A 15,860-nucleotide genomic window follows, 5' to 3' on the forward strand; every position below is an offset into this window, starting at 1 on the left:
CAGGAGACCTATGCTGAGCGATCAGGCGCTGGCATCCGCTATCGCCGGGGGCGATCAGCAAGCCTATCAACAGGCCGTAGCGCGCCATGGGCGCGCTATTGCTGTGTATGCCTGGCGGCTTCTGGGTGATGAGTCGCTGGCTGAAGATATCGCTCAGGAAACATTTATTCGCTTATGGACCAGGGCCAGTGACTGGCGGCCCGAAAAAGCATCCCTGACCACCTGGTTACACCGGATTGCTCATAATCTCTGCATGGACTATTTACGTCGAACAGGGCCTTCAGCACCTTCGTTGTTACCAGGTGAGGATTCAGTCCGAGCTGATTCATCAGAGTCTGGCGATCCTGTTGAAGACGAGCGGGTCAAGCAGCTACTGCACGAGGCCTTGATGCTGTTGCCTGAGCGGCAACGCAGTGCTCTGGTGCTTGTACACTATCAGTCACTGAGCAACCGTGAAGCAGCTGAAGTCGTTGGTGTTTCTGTCCGGGCTCTGGAATCGTTACTTGTTCGGGCCAGGCAGTCAATAAAGCGTTCAATGAAAGGGGAAGGCAATGGATCACCAGGGTGATGATTTGCATAACACAGCAGAGGTGACGGAGATGCTGAAGCAGCATGCTGCCGACGAACCGTCATTCCCAGGGTTGCAGCAACGACTGAACGCCATTCCTGATACATACCCTCGCCAGTCAGTCAGTACGCTGGTTACGCAGCTTTTGGCGACATTATGGCCTGAGCAGCTGTCAGCCAACTGGCGCCTGAGCCGCTTGGCATTTCTGGCACTTCTGCCTATGGCTTTGGGTGTTTCAATAGGGCAAGTGCTGCCATCGGGTACCGAGGAAATGACCATGACGGCAGAAACCGAATGGTATTACCTGGCATTTGGCGATGTTTCGAGTGACATCGCTGCGGGCGAGTTGAACGAGATGGAGGCAGCGCCGTGATCAAGCTGACTGATAAACGCGTAATTGGCATTTTGTTGATATCACTGGCCGTTAATCTGTTTTTGATGGGTATGTTATCGAGTCGAATCTTTCGCCCAGGACCTGAGCCTGAGCGCCCGCCGGCTTCAGAATCAGTTAATCTGCAGTGGCTCACTGGTGACCTGGCTTCAGGTCAGCGCCAGGCATTGTTACCAGAACTGCAGACTATGAATCAGGCGCTGCGCCCAGCACGCCTGCAACTGATCCGCGAGCAGCGTAATGTCAGCAGAGAGTTGATGGCGGAAACGATGGATAAGGCGGCCACTGTTGCTGCGCTGGCCGACCTGCGTCAGGCAAATGAAAACTATCAGCAGGTGATGCACGAGCAACTGGCTGATGTGCTGGTACAAATGCCAGCGGAACAGCGGCGCCGTGTTATGCAGTTTATGACAGAGCGCAGGCCACCCTTACGCCGCCTACGTGATGGCAGGGAGGGGCGGCCAGATGCTGAGCGCCGTTAGTTATCTGTTTCCAGCATGTCGGCGTAGGCAGAGTCTTTCGGTAAAGTCACCTTGCGTGCAAAACCTTTGATGCTGATCGAATCAGGTGTCATGGCCACCGCACCGTCTTCCATGCCATCGATTACCTGGTCACCGAAGCGATAAATCAGTGATGTCTCGCCACGTGTTTTGGCGCTATCGTAATCGCGGCTTGCCTGCGCGACCGCTTCATTTTTCTTTTGCCACTCGCTGATGGCCGCTTTGCCATGACGTTTCTCCAGCATGCGCTGGGTCACGTGCGGGGCCAGCACTGAGGCACTGGCGTTATTGCCACCAAAGCCTTTGGCATTGAGTATCACTGCGTCCATGGCCTGGGCGCCGACTTCACGGTTTTGCAGCAGAAAGTCCAGTCCTTCAGTGTGCACGTCCTCGGCGAGCTGGTCGACGGTGGTGATGCCAGGCATCCAGCCGTACTGCCACAGACCCAGACTCGACACCAACTGGTCTGCTGAAGCAGAAGCCAGCGAGTGGCCGATATAGGTTTTCAGTGCCGTCACCGGCCACTTTTCGATACCCCAGTTTTTGGCCATGGTGCTGAAAATATGCGATTCGGTAATCCGGTTTTGCGGTGTTCCGGTGCCATGGGCCTGAACGTAACTGCGCTCGCGCAGGCCTTTCTCGCCGATTACGTTTGCGGTTGCTGCAGCAGCCTGGGCCATGGTCAGGTAGTTGCCCACACCAGGGCTGGAGATGGATTTTTTGAAGCCATCAGCGTTGACAAAGACATCGTTCACAGAGCCATGAATGTTGGCGCCAAGCTCCAGTGCCAATTTGTCGTCGCAAAGCACAATAAACTGCGCAGACTCACCCAGCGTGAAGCCGGCGTTGAGACCAAAGGGACGGCAGGCTCTGCGGAAATCCGGTGCTGTCAGCCCCAGGTGCTCATCCAGTGCCTGTAGCGCTTTGTCATTTACCAGGGCGCCCATGGTGGTGTAGCCATCAATCACTTCGGGCAGGATCGGCGCTTCTGCGGTACCAACTACCGCAATGCGGTGAGTACCACTGCGAATGTCGCGGATTGCCTGCCGCAGGTTATAAAGGAAGGTGGCACAAGCGGCTGCGTTGGTACCTGTGGTGCCCAGGTTGCCCAGCACATAGGCATTGATGAAATCCGCCGGCATTTCGGCAAAACCTAACGCCAGCTGCTTGGACGAAACGCGGTTGCCCAGCAGGCGCGCCTGCATCAGGCCGCCATTACCTTCGTAGTCCAGCTGACTCATGCTGCTGCCGGCGTAAACGCTGATCTGTTCGACTGACACGTGATTCAGTACCTGATCCCAGTCAAAGCCCAGCGACTGAATGGCATCGCTGGCGCCGAACACTGTCATCTGCAAGCCACGCGGGTGGTTGCGTGACTGGTACAGGGTTTTGGGGTCAAATCCGCTGGGTAGCTGACCGGCGGCATTGACCGGGCTGGGGCGCACGCTTTCGGTCAGTACATCCAGGCCATTGTGAACTTCCACATCGACTTGCCCGTCATCGGCATCGCTGATCAACCAGCCCATGGGTATCTGATCGGGTAACTGATTGCGACGAATACGGAAACGGATGGATTCGCCATCGGTGCCAGTGAGTCGGGCCTTTTTATGAAAGGGGATATGGTTCGGGTCGAAGCGGTCATTTTCCAGCTTGCGAATCAGGGTGCCAGCTTTCAGAATGGGCTCAAGCTCAGTCAGATAGCTGTCCAGCTCGACCGGCTGTTTTTGCGTATTCAGCCACTGGCCATTGTGCCAGTGCAACAGCCCCATCAGGCTGGCCAGGCTGGCTTTGGTGTCGCGAGCATCTGCGGTCGAGAGATTGTCCAGTACCAGTCGACGGTAGCCATGGTGGGCGGAGCTGCGGCCAGCCGGGTTGATGCCACCAAATCCTACAATGACGGGTAATGCGGTCATATCTCTCTCCTAGTCTATCCTGTCTGGTCGATCCTGGGCTGACGGACAATTGGCAAAATGCGACACTCAATATAAAGGATTGTCATATTTTGATATTATGGTTAATGGGAAATTTAACATGGTAAATGAGACATTGCAGCGTTTGGAGACGCCGGATGAGCAGAGCCTGGCTCGCTTGCACGAGGGCCTGTCCCTGCCGGAAATGCATGAATGTCTGGGTATTCCGCCGGATTATGCTGAAATCACCGGATTGATCTTCTTTGCTGAACCCGAGTCCCTGGCTATTGTTGGTGAGGACTGTTTCGGTCGTTTGCTGCGTCTTGAACCGACAGCCCGGGAAGCCTGGGAGGAAATGCGTTCAGCCGCCGCTGGGGATGGCGTGGATCTGTTGCCGGTGTCGGGTTTTCGCAGCCACTACTATCAGGCTGATTTGCTGCGTCGCAAAATTCGCGATGGGCGAGCCCTGTCAGAACTGTTAACTGTCAATGCTGCTCCGGGCTACAGCGAGCACCACAGTGGTCGTGCACTCGACATTACCACGGTGGACACACCACCGCTGCAAATCCAGTTTGAGGAGACCGGTGCTTTTGCCTGGTTGCAAAAAAATGCAGCACAATTCCAGTTTTCGTTGTCCTATCCAAAAGAGAGATCAGGAATCATCAGCTACGAGCCCTGGCACTGGTGTTTCAATCAATAGCTGTTTTCGCCAAGAACAGTTTTCACCAATAACGCTTGATCAAATGCCAGAGAAAAGAGTAGGCTGAAAGTCAGTGAAGGAGTTAGATTGCATGATAAGAATTGGGACTGCCTTTTGGTCCATTTGTTTCATCCTTTTATGGCCGATTGGTCAGGTACACGCCCAGGAAGATCAAACTGCCGGCGATACCAACTCACAAAATTCTTCGAGTGAGCAAGCTGATCCTGAGTTCCAGCGGTGGTTGCAGTCGTTTATCGACGAGGCACGCGCAGCAGGTATCAGTGACGCCATCATCAACCAGACCCTGGTGAACGTTACCCCCATTCAACGCGTGGTCGATAATGATCGCAACCAGGCTGAGTTTGTCGAAACTTATCAGATGTATCTTGATCGCCGGGTCACCGACTGGCGCATTCAGACCGGTCGTGAACGCCTGGCGCAACACCGCGAAATCCTGGAGCAGGTTGCTGCTGAGTACGGTGTTCCTGCCCGTATTATTGTCGCCATCTGGGGCATAGAAACCAACTACGGTAACTTCACTGGCGGTGAAGATGTGATTCAGGCCCTGGTCACGCTGGCTTATGATCCGCGTCGCGCCGATTTTTTCCGCAACGAACTAATGCAGGCTCTGCGTATCCTGCAGGAAGGCCATATCTCGCATGCAGACATGAAAGGGTCCTGGGCTGGAGCCATGGGGCAGAGCCAGTTTATGCCCAGCAGTTTCCGTCAGTATGCTGTTGATTTTAATGACGATGGTCGCCGGGATATCTGGACCACCGAAGCCGATGTGTTTGCCTCGATCGCCAACTATCTGCGCGAGGCTGGCTGGCAGCCCGGTATTCGCTGGGGGCGCGAAGTCCGCTTGCCTGGTGACTATGAAACACGTCAGGCACAGTGGCATCAACCTGCTGATGTGTCCTACGGCTGCAGCCGTTTGCGGGTTCACAGTATCCAGCAGCCAGTGACTGACTGGCAGGCCGATGGCTTCCGCCGGGTGGATGGCGGTAACCTGCCTCAATCCGATATCCGGGGCTCTATTGTCCGTCCGGATGATGACACCGGTCCGACTTTTTTGACCTATGATAACTTTCGCGCCATTTTGTCCTACAACTGTGCCAATAACTATGCGTTAGCTGTTGCACATCTGGCTGACAGCTATTAATGTGAAGTGAGTGAATCAAGAAAGCGCCAGGTGATCCTCTCAGCCGTCGAGCGCTGAAGTCGAAAATGAGAGAGGGAAGAAAGCCGAAGTAAGACCTGAAAAATATAGGTCTGCGCAACCATAAATATGTAAACAGGAATGCGCAAATATAAATACGTAAATATTAATAGGGAAATATGTAGAGGAGGACATTACCGACAAAAAGAAGTGTTGTTTTGACTTGTCACAGAAACGATCAGGAGACACACAATTATGTCCAATGAATTTCAAATTGTTTATCACAATATCGAACAATCCGACTCCATCACCGAAGCGGTGCAAAAAAGAGTCGATAAACTGCGTCGATACTGTAGCGATATTATCGGTGGCCGAGTAGTCCTGGACTGTCCGCACAATAACCACCATAAAGGCAAAGTGTATTCTGTAGCGCTGGAGTTGCAAACTCCCAACAAGCCTGTGATGGTGACCCAGGAACAGCATGATAACCATGCCCACGAAGATCTGTATGTGGCCATTCGTGATGCCTTTAATGCGGCAGAGCGACAATTGAAATCCGTGGATAAAAAACACCGCAAAGCCGCCGTGCACAAGAACCCTGATGCTGTGGCGGAAGAAATGGTTGTCGACGACGATCTTGACGACGAACCAGAATATCAGAGCGCTTACGGCTGAGGCCGCATGAAAGCGTTTTTCCTGCCGACAGTATATTCATGCAGCAGGAAACACTCAGTGAGGTAACGCACATTTATCCTGTGTAAATGCTGACACTGAACAACAGAGCCGGGTGAAAGAGCGACGATTCCTTTATAATCGCCTCATCACCCGGTTTTTTAATGGCCGGAGGAAAGTGAAAGGCCAGCTAGGCTGGAGCAGCTATCTTTTTTTGCCGACACTTTCCATGCAATGAATCTGTTTGTTTCATGAATCTGTTTTTTTAAGAGGGAGATACCCATGAGTGATAACGCCCAACAAGCCGCCGAAGCCGCCGCCTTTCGCCGTCTGCTGAAACACCTGGACGACAACAAGGAGGTGCAGAATATCGATATGATGAACCTGACCGGTTTCTGCCGTAACTGCCTGTCAAAGTGGTACGCTGCAGCTGCCCAGGAAGAGGGCATGGATGTCGACTACGATCAGGCGCGGGAATATGTTTACGGGATGCCTTATAGTGAGTGGAAGGAGAAGTATCAAACGCCGCGTTAATCTGACTCTTCCACATTAAACAACTTCGTCCTAACCAGCCGCCGATAGGCATTCGGCGTCACCCCGTGGCGCTTGCGATACAGCTCCGTAAAGTAGCTGCTGTCCTGGTAGCCCACGGCAAAGCCGATTTCTGAGACAGCCAGATTGCTGTGTTTGAGCAGCTCCCGCGCCTGGCTGATGCGAATTTCCTGCAGGTAGGCTTTGGGGCTCTGGTTAGTCGCCTGGCGAAAGCGGCGATAAAACGTGCGGGGGTTGAGATCGAATTCGGCAGCGACGTCGGTAAAGACCACATGGTCGGCGTAATGCCGGTGCAACCACTCCTGGACTTTGATGATCAACTCGTCGTGGTGGCTGTTGAAGGGGTCCGCCTGCAATAGCAGGGACTCATAAGAGCGCTTGAGTTCGTGAGTGAAGTGACGTGACACTTCATCAGCAACGGCACTGTCAAAAATGCGTTCGACAAAATGCAGCATGACGTCACGCACCGCATTGACGCTGCCAGTACAATAGAGTCTGTCCTGGCGGGTAATGAAGCGCTTGCGCTGTAGCTGTATCTGCGGGAAGCGCTGGGAAAAATCCTTGAAGTATCGCCAGTGTGTGGTGGCGACTCGTTCATCCAGCAGTCCGGCTTCCGCCAGAAAGTAACTGCCGGTACCGACGCTGCAGAAAGTGGCACCGTTCTCATACTGTTTCTGTATCCAGGCGACGATCTCCGGGTGACGGCGCACGATAGCAGAAGGGTTCCCCCACAGTGCCGGGATGAATATCAGGTGGGTATCATCGACATCAGCCAGGGCTGCCGCAGGTTGCAGTGTCAGACCGGCATTGACCTGCATGGGGCGGCGGCTTTCCGCAACGGTGACCAGCGTGAGCTGTCCAGGGCGCTGGCGCTGTTTGAGGCTGTGAATGGTGTCGGCGGCATTGAGCATTTCCATGGATATGGTGATACTCGACGCCAGCGCCTGCGGCAATAGCAGGAAGCTGATATGGTCCATTAGCTGTCTGTGTAGCGAATGTCGGTGACCCAGTATAGCGTGACACCGGAAGGCGCGCGAACCCGGATTTCATCGTCGACCTGCTTGCCGAACAGACTTTTGCCCAGCGGGGCATCCATGCTGATAAGGCCTTCGCTTTCACCAATCTCGTCTGGGCCGACAATACGAAACGTGTGTGCTTCGCCGTCTTCATCTTCCAGTGTCACCCAGGCGCCAAAGTAAATCTTACTGGGATCACTGGGCGGGTCTTTGACAACCACGGCCGATTCCAGGCGTTTGCTGAGGTAGCGCACGCGGCGGTCGATTTCACGGAGACGTTTCTTGCCGTAGATGTATTCGGCGTTTTCGGAGCGGTCACCCAGGGCAGCGGCGTCGCTGACCTGGCGGGTGACGCGAGGGCGCTCATCGCGCCAGAGGTAATCCAGTTCCTGCCGCAGTCGGGCTTCGCCCTCTGCGGTCAGGTAGTTGGACTTGGGTGGTGCCGGTGGCCGGTATCGGCTCATCCGTGCTTGGCAGCAAACTGCTTCATGAACTCAGCCAGGGCTTCACAGCCGGCCAGGGGCATGGCGTTGTAGATTGAGGCACGGATACCGCCAACCTTGCGGTGACCTTTCAGTGCGTACAGGCCAGCGGCTTCGGCTTCCGCCACGAACTGCTTGTCCAGGTCGCTGTTAGCCAGGTTGAAGGTCACGTTCATGTGTGAGCGGTGTGCCTTGTCAGCCGTACCGATGAAGAAGTCGTTGCTGTCGATCAGGTTGTACAGCAACTCAGCCTTCTGCGCATTGACCTTCTCAATGGCATCCACACCGCCCTGGTCCTTCAGCCATTTCAGCATCAGGTTCATCATGTACACTGCGAAGGTGTTGATGGTGTTGGGCATGGAGTGTGCATCGGCATAGGTCTTGTAGTTCAGCAGGCTGGGCGTTTGCTCCAGTGCCTTGCCGATCAGGTTTTTGCGCACCAGTACCACGGCCATGCCGGAAGGACCGAGGTTCTTCTGCAGACCGGCAAAGATAACGCCAAACTGGTCAAAATTCAGACGACGGGACAGCAGTTCCGATGTCATGTCAGCCACCAGCGGAATATCACCCGTGTCGGGGAATTCGTTCCAGCGCGTACCGAAGATGGTGTTGTTGCTGGTCAGGTGGACATAAGAGGTATCTGCATCCAGCGTGCTGGGATCAAAATCCGGAATGCGGTTGAAGTTAGTGTCTTCACTGGTCGCAGCCACTGTCACATTGCCGAAACGCTGGGCTTCTTTACGGGCCAGACCGGCAAAGTTGCCGGTTTCCAGGTAAGCGGCCTTGTGCGCCGGATTCAGACCCAGCAGGTTCAGCGGGACAGCAGCAAACTGCAGTTGTGCGCCGCCGTGGATGTACAGGATTTCGAAATCATCTGGCAGACCAGCCACTTCGCGCAGCAGTTCGTCTGTCTCGGTGACCAGGGCATCAAACTCTTTGCTGCGGTGGCTGATTTCGATCACGGAGCAGCCCATGCCGTTCCAGTCCAGAAAATCCTTCTGTGCCTGCTCCATGACAGAGGTCGGCAACATGGCTGGACCTGCACCGAAATTGTATACGCGATTCATCTTTACTCTTCCCAAGTTAACAGAGGTCTAAAATTAAACGGAGGTTTCTTAAAGTACAGTAACGTTGATAACGTCTTCGATGCCCCGGATGGCATCGGCAGCCGCACTGCTTGGCGCCTTGTCCAGGTCAATCAACGTATAGGCAATTTCGTCACGGCTTTTGTTGATCATGTCGATCACGTTAATGTCCTGCTCGGCCAGTACAGAAAGGATCTTGCCGAGCATGCCTGGTACGTTCTTGTTGCTTATTGCCAGGCGGGTGTCGGTTTCTGCGCCAGGCACACGATCCAGAGACAGTGCCGGGAAGTTCACCGAGTTGCGAATATTACCATTGACCAGGAAATCCTTCAGCTGTTCTGCGGCCATGACCGCGCAATTTTCTTCCGCTTCAGCGGTTGAGGCGCCGATATGCGGTGTCAGGATGACATCGTCGCGGCCAATCAACTCATAGCGAGGGAAGTCGCTGACGTAACGGCCGATCTGGCCGTTATCCAGACCCTTGATCACGGCGTCATGGTCGACGATTTCGTCACGGGCAAAATTCAGCAGGCAAAGGCCGGGTTTCATGGCAGAAACCATTTCATCATTGATCAGGTTACGTGTGCTGTCCAGCACGGGCAGGTGCAGGGTGACAAAGTCAGAGTTAGCCAGCAATGCTGTTACGTTTTCAATTTTCTGCACCTGGTTAGGCAGTCTCCAGGCCGCGTCAACTGACAGGGCCGGGTCATAGCCCAGTACGGTCATGCCCAGGTCGATAGCCATACCGGCAACCATGGAGCCGATAGCGCCCAGGCCAATGATACCCAGTGTTTTGCCAGCCAGTTCATTGCCGGCAAACTGTTTTTTGTCCGCTTCCATCTGTTTCGACAGCGCCGCATTGTCACTGCCGCCAGCCTGTTTGGCGATATGCGCCATGCCTGGAATCACGCCGCGAGTGGACAACAGCATACCGGTCAGGACCAGTTCTTTTACGGCATTGGCGTTGGCGCCTGGGGTGTTGAAAACAACCACGCCTCGCTCTGTGCAATGAGTCACTGGCACGTTATTGGTGCCCGCGCCGGCTCGTGCGATGGCACGCACTGAGCTTTCAATCTCATCCGGGGCCAGCTTGTGGCTGCGCAGCACGATGGCATCGGCATCCTGTTGGTCGGCACCGACCTGGTACTGGGCGCGATCAAAGCGGTCCAGGCCTTTGGATGAAATCTGGTTGTAGGTTCTGATCTTTGTCATGATGGGTTCCCTGATCGTTAGCCAGTATTTTTCATTGTTATGTCAGGCTGGGTGTTTAAGCGAAATAACCGGAAGTAACCGACAGACGGATGATTTCCGCAGCAAAATCGATTGTTTGGCCGTCGCCAAAAAAGGTGGACTGTTATAACGCGAAATGGACTGAAAAACCAGCCAGAAAGTCGATATGACTGATATTCAGGGCTAACATGAGCGATAATTTGAGGCGAATACCGGTTTTAGTCAAAACCCACAGTGAGACAGCATGACTGATATGGAAACGCAAATGCTGCAGGTCTTTCGGGTGCCAACCCGGCGCATTCCTGTTATCAGGATATTGTGTCCAAACCCCGGCATGATGACCGGGCCGGGAACCAATACTTACCTGATTGGCAGCACAAGACGGATATTGCTGGATCCTGGCCCTGATGTGCCAGCGCACCGGCAGCGAATTCTGTCCATGCTGGGAGATGATGTACTGGACAGTGTGCTGGTGACCCATACGCATGGTGATCATTCCCCGGGCGCACTGGCTATTCGCCATGCCACAGCTGCGTCCCTGGTAGGTTTGTTGCCGTCGCTCAACAGTCAGCACCAGGATGAGACGTTTGTGCCGGATCTTGAGCCGCAAGATCAGCAGGTACTGAAAATCGCTGATGTCGAGATTCAGGCTATTTATACACCGGGTCATGTTGGTAACCACATTTGCTGGTTCCTGCCCGATGAGGGCCTGCTGTTTACCGGCGATCACATATTGCAGGGGACGACACCGGTCATATTACCGCCTGACGGGGACATGGCTGCTTACATGGACTCTCTGCGCCGTATTCAGAGGATGCGCTGTGACCGGCTGGCGCCAGGTCACGGTCAGATTATTGATGACGCCGATGGTAATATTCAGGGGGTCATTGCGCATCGTCTGGCACGCGAAGAAAAAATTTTCAACGCGCTGCAAACATCCGGTGAGGCTATGACAGTGGAAGCGCTGGTTCGCCAGGTTTATCAGGATGTGTCTCCGGGTCTTTGGCCCTGGGCAGCCAAAACCATGCTGGCGCACCTGATCAAGTTGGTCGCAGACAAACGTATAGCTCACGATGAAGCCAACAAAGAGTGGAAGGTAATCCAGGCCGATGGATGAAAAGGGAAGTGAGACCGCCGCGCTCTGGTGGCTCTACGTGATCCAGTGCGGTGACGGTAGTTTGTATACCGGCGTGAGTACCGATGTACAGCGCCGGTTTAGTGAACACCAGCAACAAGGTGCCAAAACAGCCCGTTACCTGCGTGGCAGAGGGCCGTTGCGACTGGTTTTCAGTATCGAAGCTGGTAACAGAGGGAATGCCTTAAAGATGGAGTACCGGGTAAAACAACTTTCCCGTTCCGAAAAATTGACCATGATCAGCAACCGGAAATTACCTGCCAGCTTGGTGACCACAGCGGTTACAGAGATAACAAAGTGACGTCCCAGGTTGGCAGTACAAACAGAGAATGAATCTATGTCTGAGGCTGTAAAAAACAAAATTCCGGTGGGCATCAGTGCCTGCCTGTTAGGTGATGAAGTGCGTTACAACGGGGGGCATAAACGTCACTCCTATATTCAGCAAACACTGGGGCAATATTTTGAGTTTCGCCGCTTTTGTCCGGAAGTGGATATCGGTCTGGGCATTCCCCGTCGCCCGATCCGGATTGTGCGCGAAGGTGAGGCACTGTCTGTCGTTGATCCCCAGGACGAGTCCGATCACGATTATGCGCCAGCTCTGGCTGAAACGGCGGACGCACAGGCACAATGGCTGAAAGACATGAGTGGCTATATTCTTAAAAAGGATTCCCCCAGTTGCGGTATGGAGCGGGTAAAAGTCTACAGTGGCGGTATGCCGGAGCGCAGCGGGGTTGGTGCCTTTGCCGCCCGCGTTATGGAACTGTTTCCTGAGTTGCCGCTGGAAGAAGAGGGGCGCCTGGGAGATTCCGTGCTGCGTGAGAATTTTATTCAGCGCGTTTATGTTTATGATCGCTGGAAGCATATGGTGGCATCGGGTCTGACCTTGAAAAAGCTGCTCGATTTTCATGCCCGTCACAAGCTGATTCTGCTGAGTCATTGCCAGAAAACCTATCGTGATCTGGGGCCGAAGCTGGCCAAGGTCAACAAGGCCGAAGTGGCCGAATTTGCGGCAGACTATGTTTATGACCTGATGAAAGCGCTGAAGAAGCCAGCCAGCCGTGGTGATCATGTTAATGTGTTGCAACACGTCCAGGGTTACCTGAAGAACGACCTGACCCCGGAAGACAAGGCGGAATTAACAGAGCTGATTGCCCGGTATCAGGATGGTACGGTGCCTTTGATCGTCCCGATTACCTTGTTGAACCATTACTTCCGCAAGTTTCCTGATGAATACATTGCCAACTCCTGGTACATGCATCCCTATCCGGCGGAAATGGCGCTGCAGAACGCGATTTAAGTCTGCGCAGAGGTGGTTTGGTGGCTGATTGTTTGGTGTAACCGCACCTGGGCCGCTATAATAGCCGCCTTTTCGCGAAAAATGCCGTCAAGAATTTTGCTGTTGCGAAGTTAGCGGTTACGAAATTAGTGGTTCTGAAACTAATAGGATGACAATGCAAGCTGTATCAGAAAACACAGTGGTTGCCGATGCCACGTTGGATGTTGAAGCCTACATGCTTCGGCTTGGCCAGCAGGCCCGTCAGGCATCGCGCCAAATGGCAGCCGCCTCGACTGCTGCCAAAAACACCGCCTTGTTGGCGATGGCTGATGCGATTGATGCCAGCCGTGAGACGCTGCACCTGGCGAATGAACAGGATTTGCAGCAGGGTCGTGAGAAAGGGCTTGATGCGGCCATGCTGGATCGTCTGGCGCTGACGCCGGCACGCATAGACGGCATGATAGAAGGCCTGCGCCAGGTTGTTGCCCTGCAGGATCCGGTTGGTGCCATCAGTGATATGAGTTTTCGTCCCAGTGGTATCCAGGTTGGTAAAATGCGTGTGCCGCTGGGTGTGATTGGCATTATTTATGAATCACGACCCAATGTGACCTGTGAGGCTGCCAGTCTTTGCCTGAAATCGGGTAATGCTGCGATCCTGCGCGGTGGCTCGGAAGCCCGGCACTCCAATCAGGCCATTGCCGAATGTATCCGGCATGGTCTGGCCGCGGCTGACTTGCCTGCTGAAGCGGTACAGGTGGTGGAAACCACTGACCGTGCTGCGGTAGGCAAACTGATTACCATGCCGGAATTTGTCGATGTGATTGTGCCTCGCGGTGGCAAGGGACTGATCGAGCGTATCAGCAATGAAGCGCGTGTGCCCGTTATCAAGCACCTGGATGGTAATTGTCACGTCTATATTGATGATAAAGCGGATGTAGACAAGGCAGTTGCTGTTGCGGAAAACGCCAAGACGCAGCGTTATGGCACCTGTAACACCATGGAAACGTTACTGGTTGCCGAAGGTATCGCCAGCACTGTGCTGCCCTTGCTGGCAGAGCGTTATCATGCGCACGGTGTGGAAATGCGGGGTTGCCCTGTGGCACTGCCTTACCTGGGCGATGAAGCCATCGCGGCCAGCGAGGCTGACTGGGAAACTGAATACCTGGCGCCGGTACTGGCCATCAAAGTGGTCAGCGGACTGGATGAAGCCATTGCCCATATCAACCAATACAGCTCAGCGCACACTGAGTCGATTATCACTGAGGATTTTGACCGGTCGCAGCGATTCCTGCGCGAAGTCGACTCAAGCTCGGTGATGGTTAACGCCTCGACCCGGTTTGCCGATGGCTTTGAATATGGGCTGGGAGCTGAAATTGGCATTTCCACCGACAAGATCCATGCCCGCGGACCGGTTGGTCTGGATGGGCTGACATCACAGAAATACATTGTGCTTGGACAGGGCCACATCCGGCAATGAGCCGTCGTGTCGGCGTGCTGGGTGGCATGTTTGATCCGGTCCACAGCGGCCATGTGGAAGTAGCACTGGCGGTCCAGTCTGAATTGAAACTGGATGAGGTCAGACTGGTGCCCTGCGCCATACCCAATCACAAGGCCAGTGCCAGCGCCGGTGCCATACATCGGGCCAATATGCTCCGTCTGGCCATCGATGGTCTGCCTGGTCTGATGGTTGATGAGCGTGAGCTGCAGCGCAAAGGCACGTCCTACACCGTAGACACGCTTGCCGAAATGCGAGCGCAGTTTCCGGCTACCAGCCTGGTTTTTATTCAGGGTGAAGACAGTTTTCGTACTCTTCCGCAATGGCATCACTGGCGGCAACTGCTTGAATATGCGCATATTTGTGTGATGTCGCGGCGATCTGAGGAGGGCGAGGCACTTTACCGGCCTGAGCTCGATGCATTGTTGTTGGAATATGGCGTGGATTCAGTTGAAACCCTGTTTCAGGCGCAGCAGGGATATATTCTTCAACTGGATGAAGTGGATAACCCGGTCTCCTCGACCATGCTCCGTGAAGCGCTGCTGCAAAGACCGTCTCTGGCGAATGCTGTCAACAAGGCAGATAGCCATTGTGCTGGATCAGGTACTACAACGCCCGGTAAAGCATTAGACAGTTCATGGCTTGATAGTGCTGTGCTGTCCTACATTGAACAACATGCGTTGTACCGTGAGCATTAACATGTTCGCAACTGTTTAAATGGTTAAGTATTGAATTTTTATTGAATAAACGCCCATGCATGGCGAAGGAAAAAATCGTTGGAAACCAAACAAACGCTGGAAATTGTTAAAACTGCCATTGAAGATATGAAAGGGCAGCAAATTGAAGACTATGACGTGTCATCGCTGACGCCTCTGGTGGAGCACATGGTGATTGCAACTGGCAATTCCACAACGCACATCAAAGCCCTAGCTGATGAAGTGGCCGTGAAGATGAAAGATGCTGGCGGGCAGGTCAGAGGCGTGGAAGGCCACGGTCAGCAAGCTGACTGGGTGCTGGTGGACCTTGGTGATGTTGTCGTGCATTTGATGTCGGGTGCGACCCGTGCGTTGTATCGTCTGGAAGATCTGTGGAATTTTAAAGCGCTGGATGCTGACCCTGAGGCAGCAGACGAGGCTGTTGACGGTGAAAATTAGGCTGCTGGGTATCGGCACGAAAATGCCGGCCTGGGTTGAGGCAGGGGTGGCTGAATACAGCAAGCGCCTGCCTGCGCCTTTTCGTTTTGAGTGTGTTGAACTGCCTCTGGTTCATCGGGGTAAAAACGCCGACACCGCCCGGATTATCAAACAGGAAGGCGAGGCACTGTTATCCAAAGTGCAGGATCAGGATTATGTGGTCGCGCTGGATGTGCAGGGCAAGTCGCTGTCGACAGAGAAACTGGCAGAACGTATGGCTGACATTCGGGAACGCGGTGCCCAGTTAAGTTTACTGGTGGGTGGCCCCGATGGTTTGTCTGCTGAGTGTTTGTCACGTGCCGATGAAAAATGGTCACTGTCTGCCTTAACGTTACCGCACCCGCTGGTGCGCATTGTCGTCGCCGAACAAATTTATCGCGGCTGGAGCGTATTGGCAGGACATCCCTACCACCGAGCCTGATAGCGGTGTAAACTATTTGCCAAAATCAGGGTCTATCTTCAGGACTTTCACTTTTTGCATGGTTCCGCGACCAGG

The 15,860-nt window shown here is 54.0% G+C and carries 19 protein-coding genes; 14 read left to right on the forward strand and 5 right to left on the reverse strand.

Annotated features, from left to right (window positions below; genetic code table 11):
* Positions 1-10 precede the first annotated feature (10 nt).
* Genes PSCS_RS07080 through PSCS_RS07090 form a run of 3 tightly spaced genes read left to right on the forward strand, consistent with a single transcriptional unit; the run spans position 11 to position 1,441 of the window.
* Positions 11-568 carry a sigma-70 family RNA polymerase sigma factor gene (locus PSCS_RS07080; protein WP_068811231.1) on the forward strand — a complete coding sequence of 186 codons (558 nt, stop codon included), beginning with the start codon at positions 11-13 and terminating at the stop codon, positions 566-568.
* A complete protein-coding gene (locus tag PSCS_RS07085; RefSeq protein ID WP_068811233.1) occupies positions 552-941 on the forward strand; it encodes a hypothetical protein in 390 nt (129 codons plus the stop codon). Before PSCS_RS07080 ends, PSCS_RS07085 begins: the two co-directional genes overlap by 17 nt.
* The gene (locus PSCS_RS07090) at positions 938-1,441 is read left to right on the forward strand and encodes a periplasmic heavy metal sensor (RefSeq protein WP_068811235.1); all 504 of its coding nucleotides are present in this window, start codon (positions 938-940) and stop codon (positions 1,439-1,441) included. The genes PSCS_RS07085 and PSCS_RS07090 overlap by 4 nt, the downstream gene beginning before the upstream one ends.
* On the opposite strand, the gene PSCS_RS07095 is transcribed toward PSCS_RS07090, so the two are convergent.
* Positions 1,438-3,372 carry a beta-ketoacyl synthase gene (locus PSCS_RS07095; RefSeq protein ID WP_068811237.1) on the reverse strand — a complete coding sequence of 645 codons (1,935 nt, stop codon included), beginning with the start codon at positions 3,370-3,372 and terminating at the stop codon, positions 1,438-1,440. The genes PSCS_RS07090 and PSCS_RS07095 overlap by 4 nt on opposite strands.
* A 118-nt stretch (positions 3,373-3,490) precedes the next feature.
* Between PSCS_RS07095 and PSCS_RS07100 the strand changes: the two genes are divergently transcribed.
* The 4 genes from PSCS_RS07100 (at position 3,491) to PSCS_RS07115 (ending at position 6,434) form a co-directional block, all read left to right on the forward strand.
* Complete coding sequence (locus PSCS_RS07100; protein WP_229694681.1) at positions 3,491-4,069, forward strand: M15 family metallopeptidase; 579 nt, start codon at positions 3,491-3,493, stop codon at positions 4,067-4,069.
* Positions 4,070-4,160: 91 nt separating this feature from the next.
* Complete coding sequence (locus tag PSCS_RS07105) at positions 4,161-5,231, forward strand: lytic murein transglycosylase (protein WP_082866426.1); 1,071 nt, start codon at positions 4,161-4,163, stop codon at positions 5,229-5,231.
* Between the two features lie 252 nt (positions 5,232-5,483).
* Positions 5,484-5,903 (forward strand): HPF/RaiA family ribosome-associated protein, encoded by a 420-nt coding sequence (locus PSCS_RS07110; RefSeq protein ID WP_068811238.1) that lies wholly within the window; start codon positions 5,484-5,486, stop codon positions 5,901-5,903.
* A 279-nt stretch (positions 5,904-6,182) separates the two neighbouring features.
* Positions 6,183-6,434 (forward strand): DUF1244 domain-containing protein, encoded by a 252-nt coding sequence (locus tag PSCS_RS07115; RefSeq protein ID WP_068811240.1) that lies wholly within the window; start codon positions 6,183-6,185, stop codon positions 6,432-6,434.
* On the opposite strand, the gene PSCS_RS07120 is transcribed toward PSCS_RS07115, so the two are convergent.
* From PSCS_RS07120 to PSCS_RS07135, 4 genes are read right to left on the reverse strand one after another with little or no spacing between them, the layout of a single operon-like run.
* Complete coding sequence (locus tag PSCS_RS07120) at positions 6,431-7,429, reverse strand: GlxA family transcriptional regulator (protein WP_068811242.1); 999 nt, start codon at positions 7,427-7,429, stop codon at positions 6,431-6,433. The genes PSCS_RS07115 and PSCS_RS07120 overlap by 4 nt on opposite strands.
* Positions 7,429-7,932, reverse strand: coding sequence for a transcription elongation factor GreB (gene greB / locus PSCS_RS07125; RefSeq protein ID WP_068811244.1), 504 nt, complete (start codon positions 7,930-7,932; stop codon positions 7,429-7,431). Before greB ends, PSCS_RS07120 begins: the two co-directional genes overlap by 1 nt.
* Positions 7,929-9,017, reverse strand: coding sequence for a 3-phosphoserine/phosphohydroxythreonine transaminase (gene serC / locus PSCS_RS07130; protein ID WP_068811246.1), 1,089 nt, complete (start codon positions 9,015-9,017; stop codon positions 7,929-7,931). Before serC ends, greB begins: the two co-directional genes overlap by 4 nt.
* A gap of 48 nt (positions 9,018-9,065) precedes the next feature.
* On the reverse strand, positions 9,066-10,247 hold the full coding sequence (locus PSCS_RS07135) for a phosphoglycerate dehydrogenase (RefSeq protein ID WP_068811248.1): 1,182 nt from the start codon (positions 10,245-10,247) through the stop codon (positions 9,066-9,068).
* A 262-nt stretch (positions 10,248-10,509) separates the two neighbouring features.
* On the opposite strand from PSCS_RS07135, the gene PSCS_RS07140 reads away from it, so the two are divergent.
* The 7 genes from PSCS_RS07140 (at position 10,510) to rlmH (ending at position 15,785) form a co-directional block, all read left to right on the forward strand.
* Positions 10,510-11,382 (forward strand): MBL fold metallo-hydrolase, encoded by an 873-nt coding sequence (locus tag PSCS_RS07140; protein ID WP_082866425.1) that lies wholly within the window; start codon positions 10,510-10,512, stop codon positions 11,380-11,382.
* Positions 11,375-11,701, forward strand: a complete 327-nt coding sequence (locus PSCS_RS07145) for a GIY-YIG nuclease family protein (RefSeq protein WP_068811250.1) — start codon at positions 11,375-11,377, stop codon at positions 11,699-11,701. The genes PSCS_RS07140 and PSCS_RS07145 overlap by 8 nt, the downstream gene beginning before the upstream one ends.
* 36 nt (positions 11,702-11,737) lie before the next feature.
* Complete coding sequence (locus tag PSCS_RS07150; RefSeq protein WP_068811252.1) at positions 11,738-12,697, forward strand: YbgA family protein; 960 nt, start codon at positions 11,738-11,740, stop codon at positions 12,695-12,697.
* A gap of 154 nt (positions 12,698-12,851) precedes the next feature.
* Positions 12,852-14,153 (forward strand): glutamate-5-semialdehyde dehydrogenase, encoded by a 1,302-nt coding sequence (locus PSCS_RS07155; RefSeq protein ID WP_082866435.1) that lies wholly within the window; start codon positions 12,852-12,854, stop codon positions 14,151-14,153.
* Positions 14,150-14,869 (forward strand): nicotinate (nicotinamide) nucleotide adenylyltransferase, encoded by a 720-nt coding sequence (gene nadD, locus PSCS_RS07160; RefSeq protein WP_068811254.1) that lies wholly within the window; start codon positions 14,150-14,152, stop codon positions 14,867-14,869. The genes PSCS_RS07155 and nadD overlap by 4 nt, the downstream gene beginning before the upstream one ends.
* 78 nt (positions 14,870-14,947) lie before the next feature.
* Entirely contained in the window at positions 14,948-15,325 is a 378-nt protein-coding gene (rsfS, locus tag PSCS_RS07165) for a ribosome silencing factor (protein ID WP_068811256.1), read from the forward strand.
* Positions 15,315-15,785 carry a 23S rRNA (pseudouridine(1915)-N(3))-methyltransferase RlmH gene (gene rlmH, locus PSCS_RS07170; RefSeq protein ID WP_068811259.1) on the forward strand — a complete coding sequence of 157 codons (471 nt, stop codon included), beginning with the start codon at positions 15,315-15,317 and terminating at the stop codon, positions 15,783-15,785. Before rsfS ends, rlmH begins: the two co-directional genes overlap by 11 nt.
* Positions 15,786-15,860 lie beyond the last annotated feature (75 nt).

It is taken from the genome of Pseudohongiella nitratireducens (genome assembly GCF_001642735.1).
Taxonomy (GTDB): domain Bacteria; phylum Pseudomonadota; class Gammaproteobacteria; order Pseudomonadales; family Pseudohongiellaceae; genus Pseudohongiella; species Pseudohongiella nitratireducens.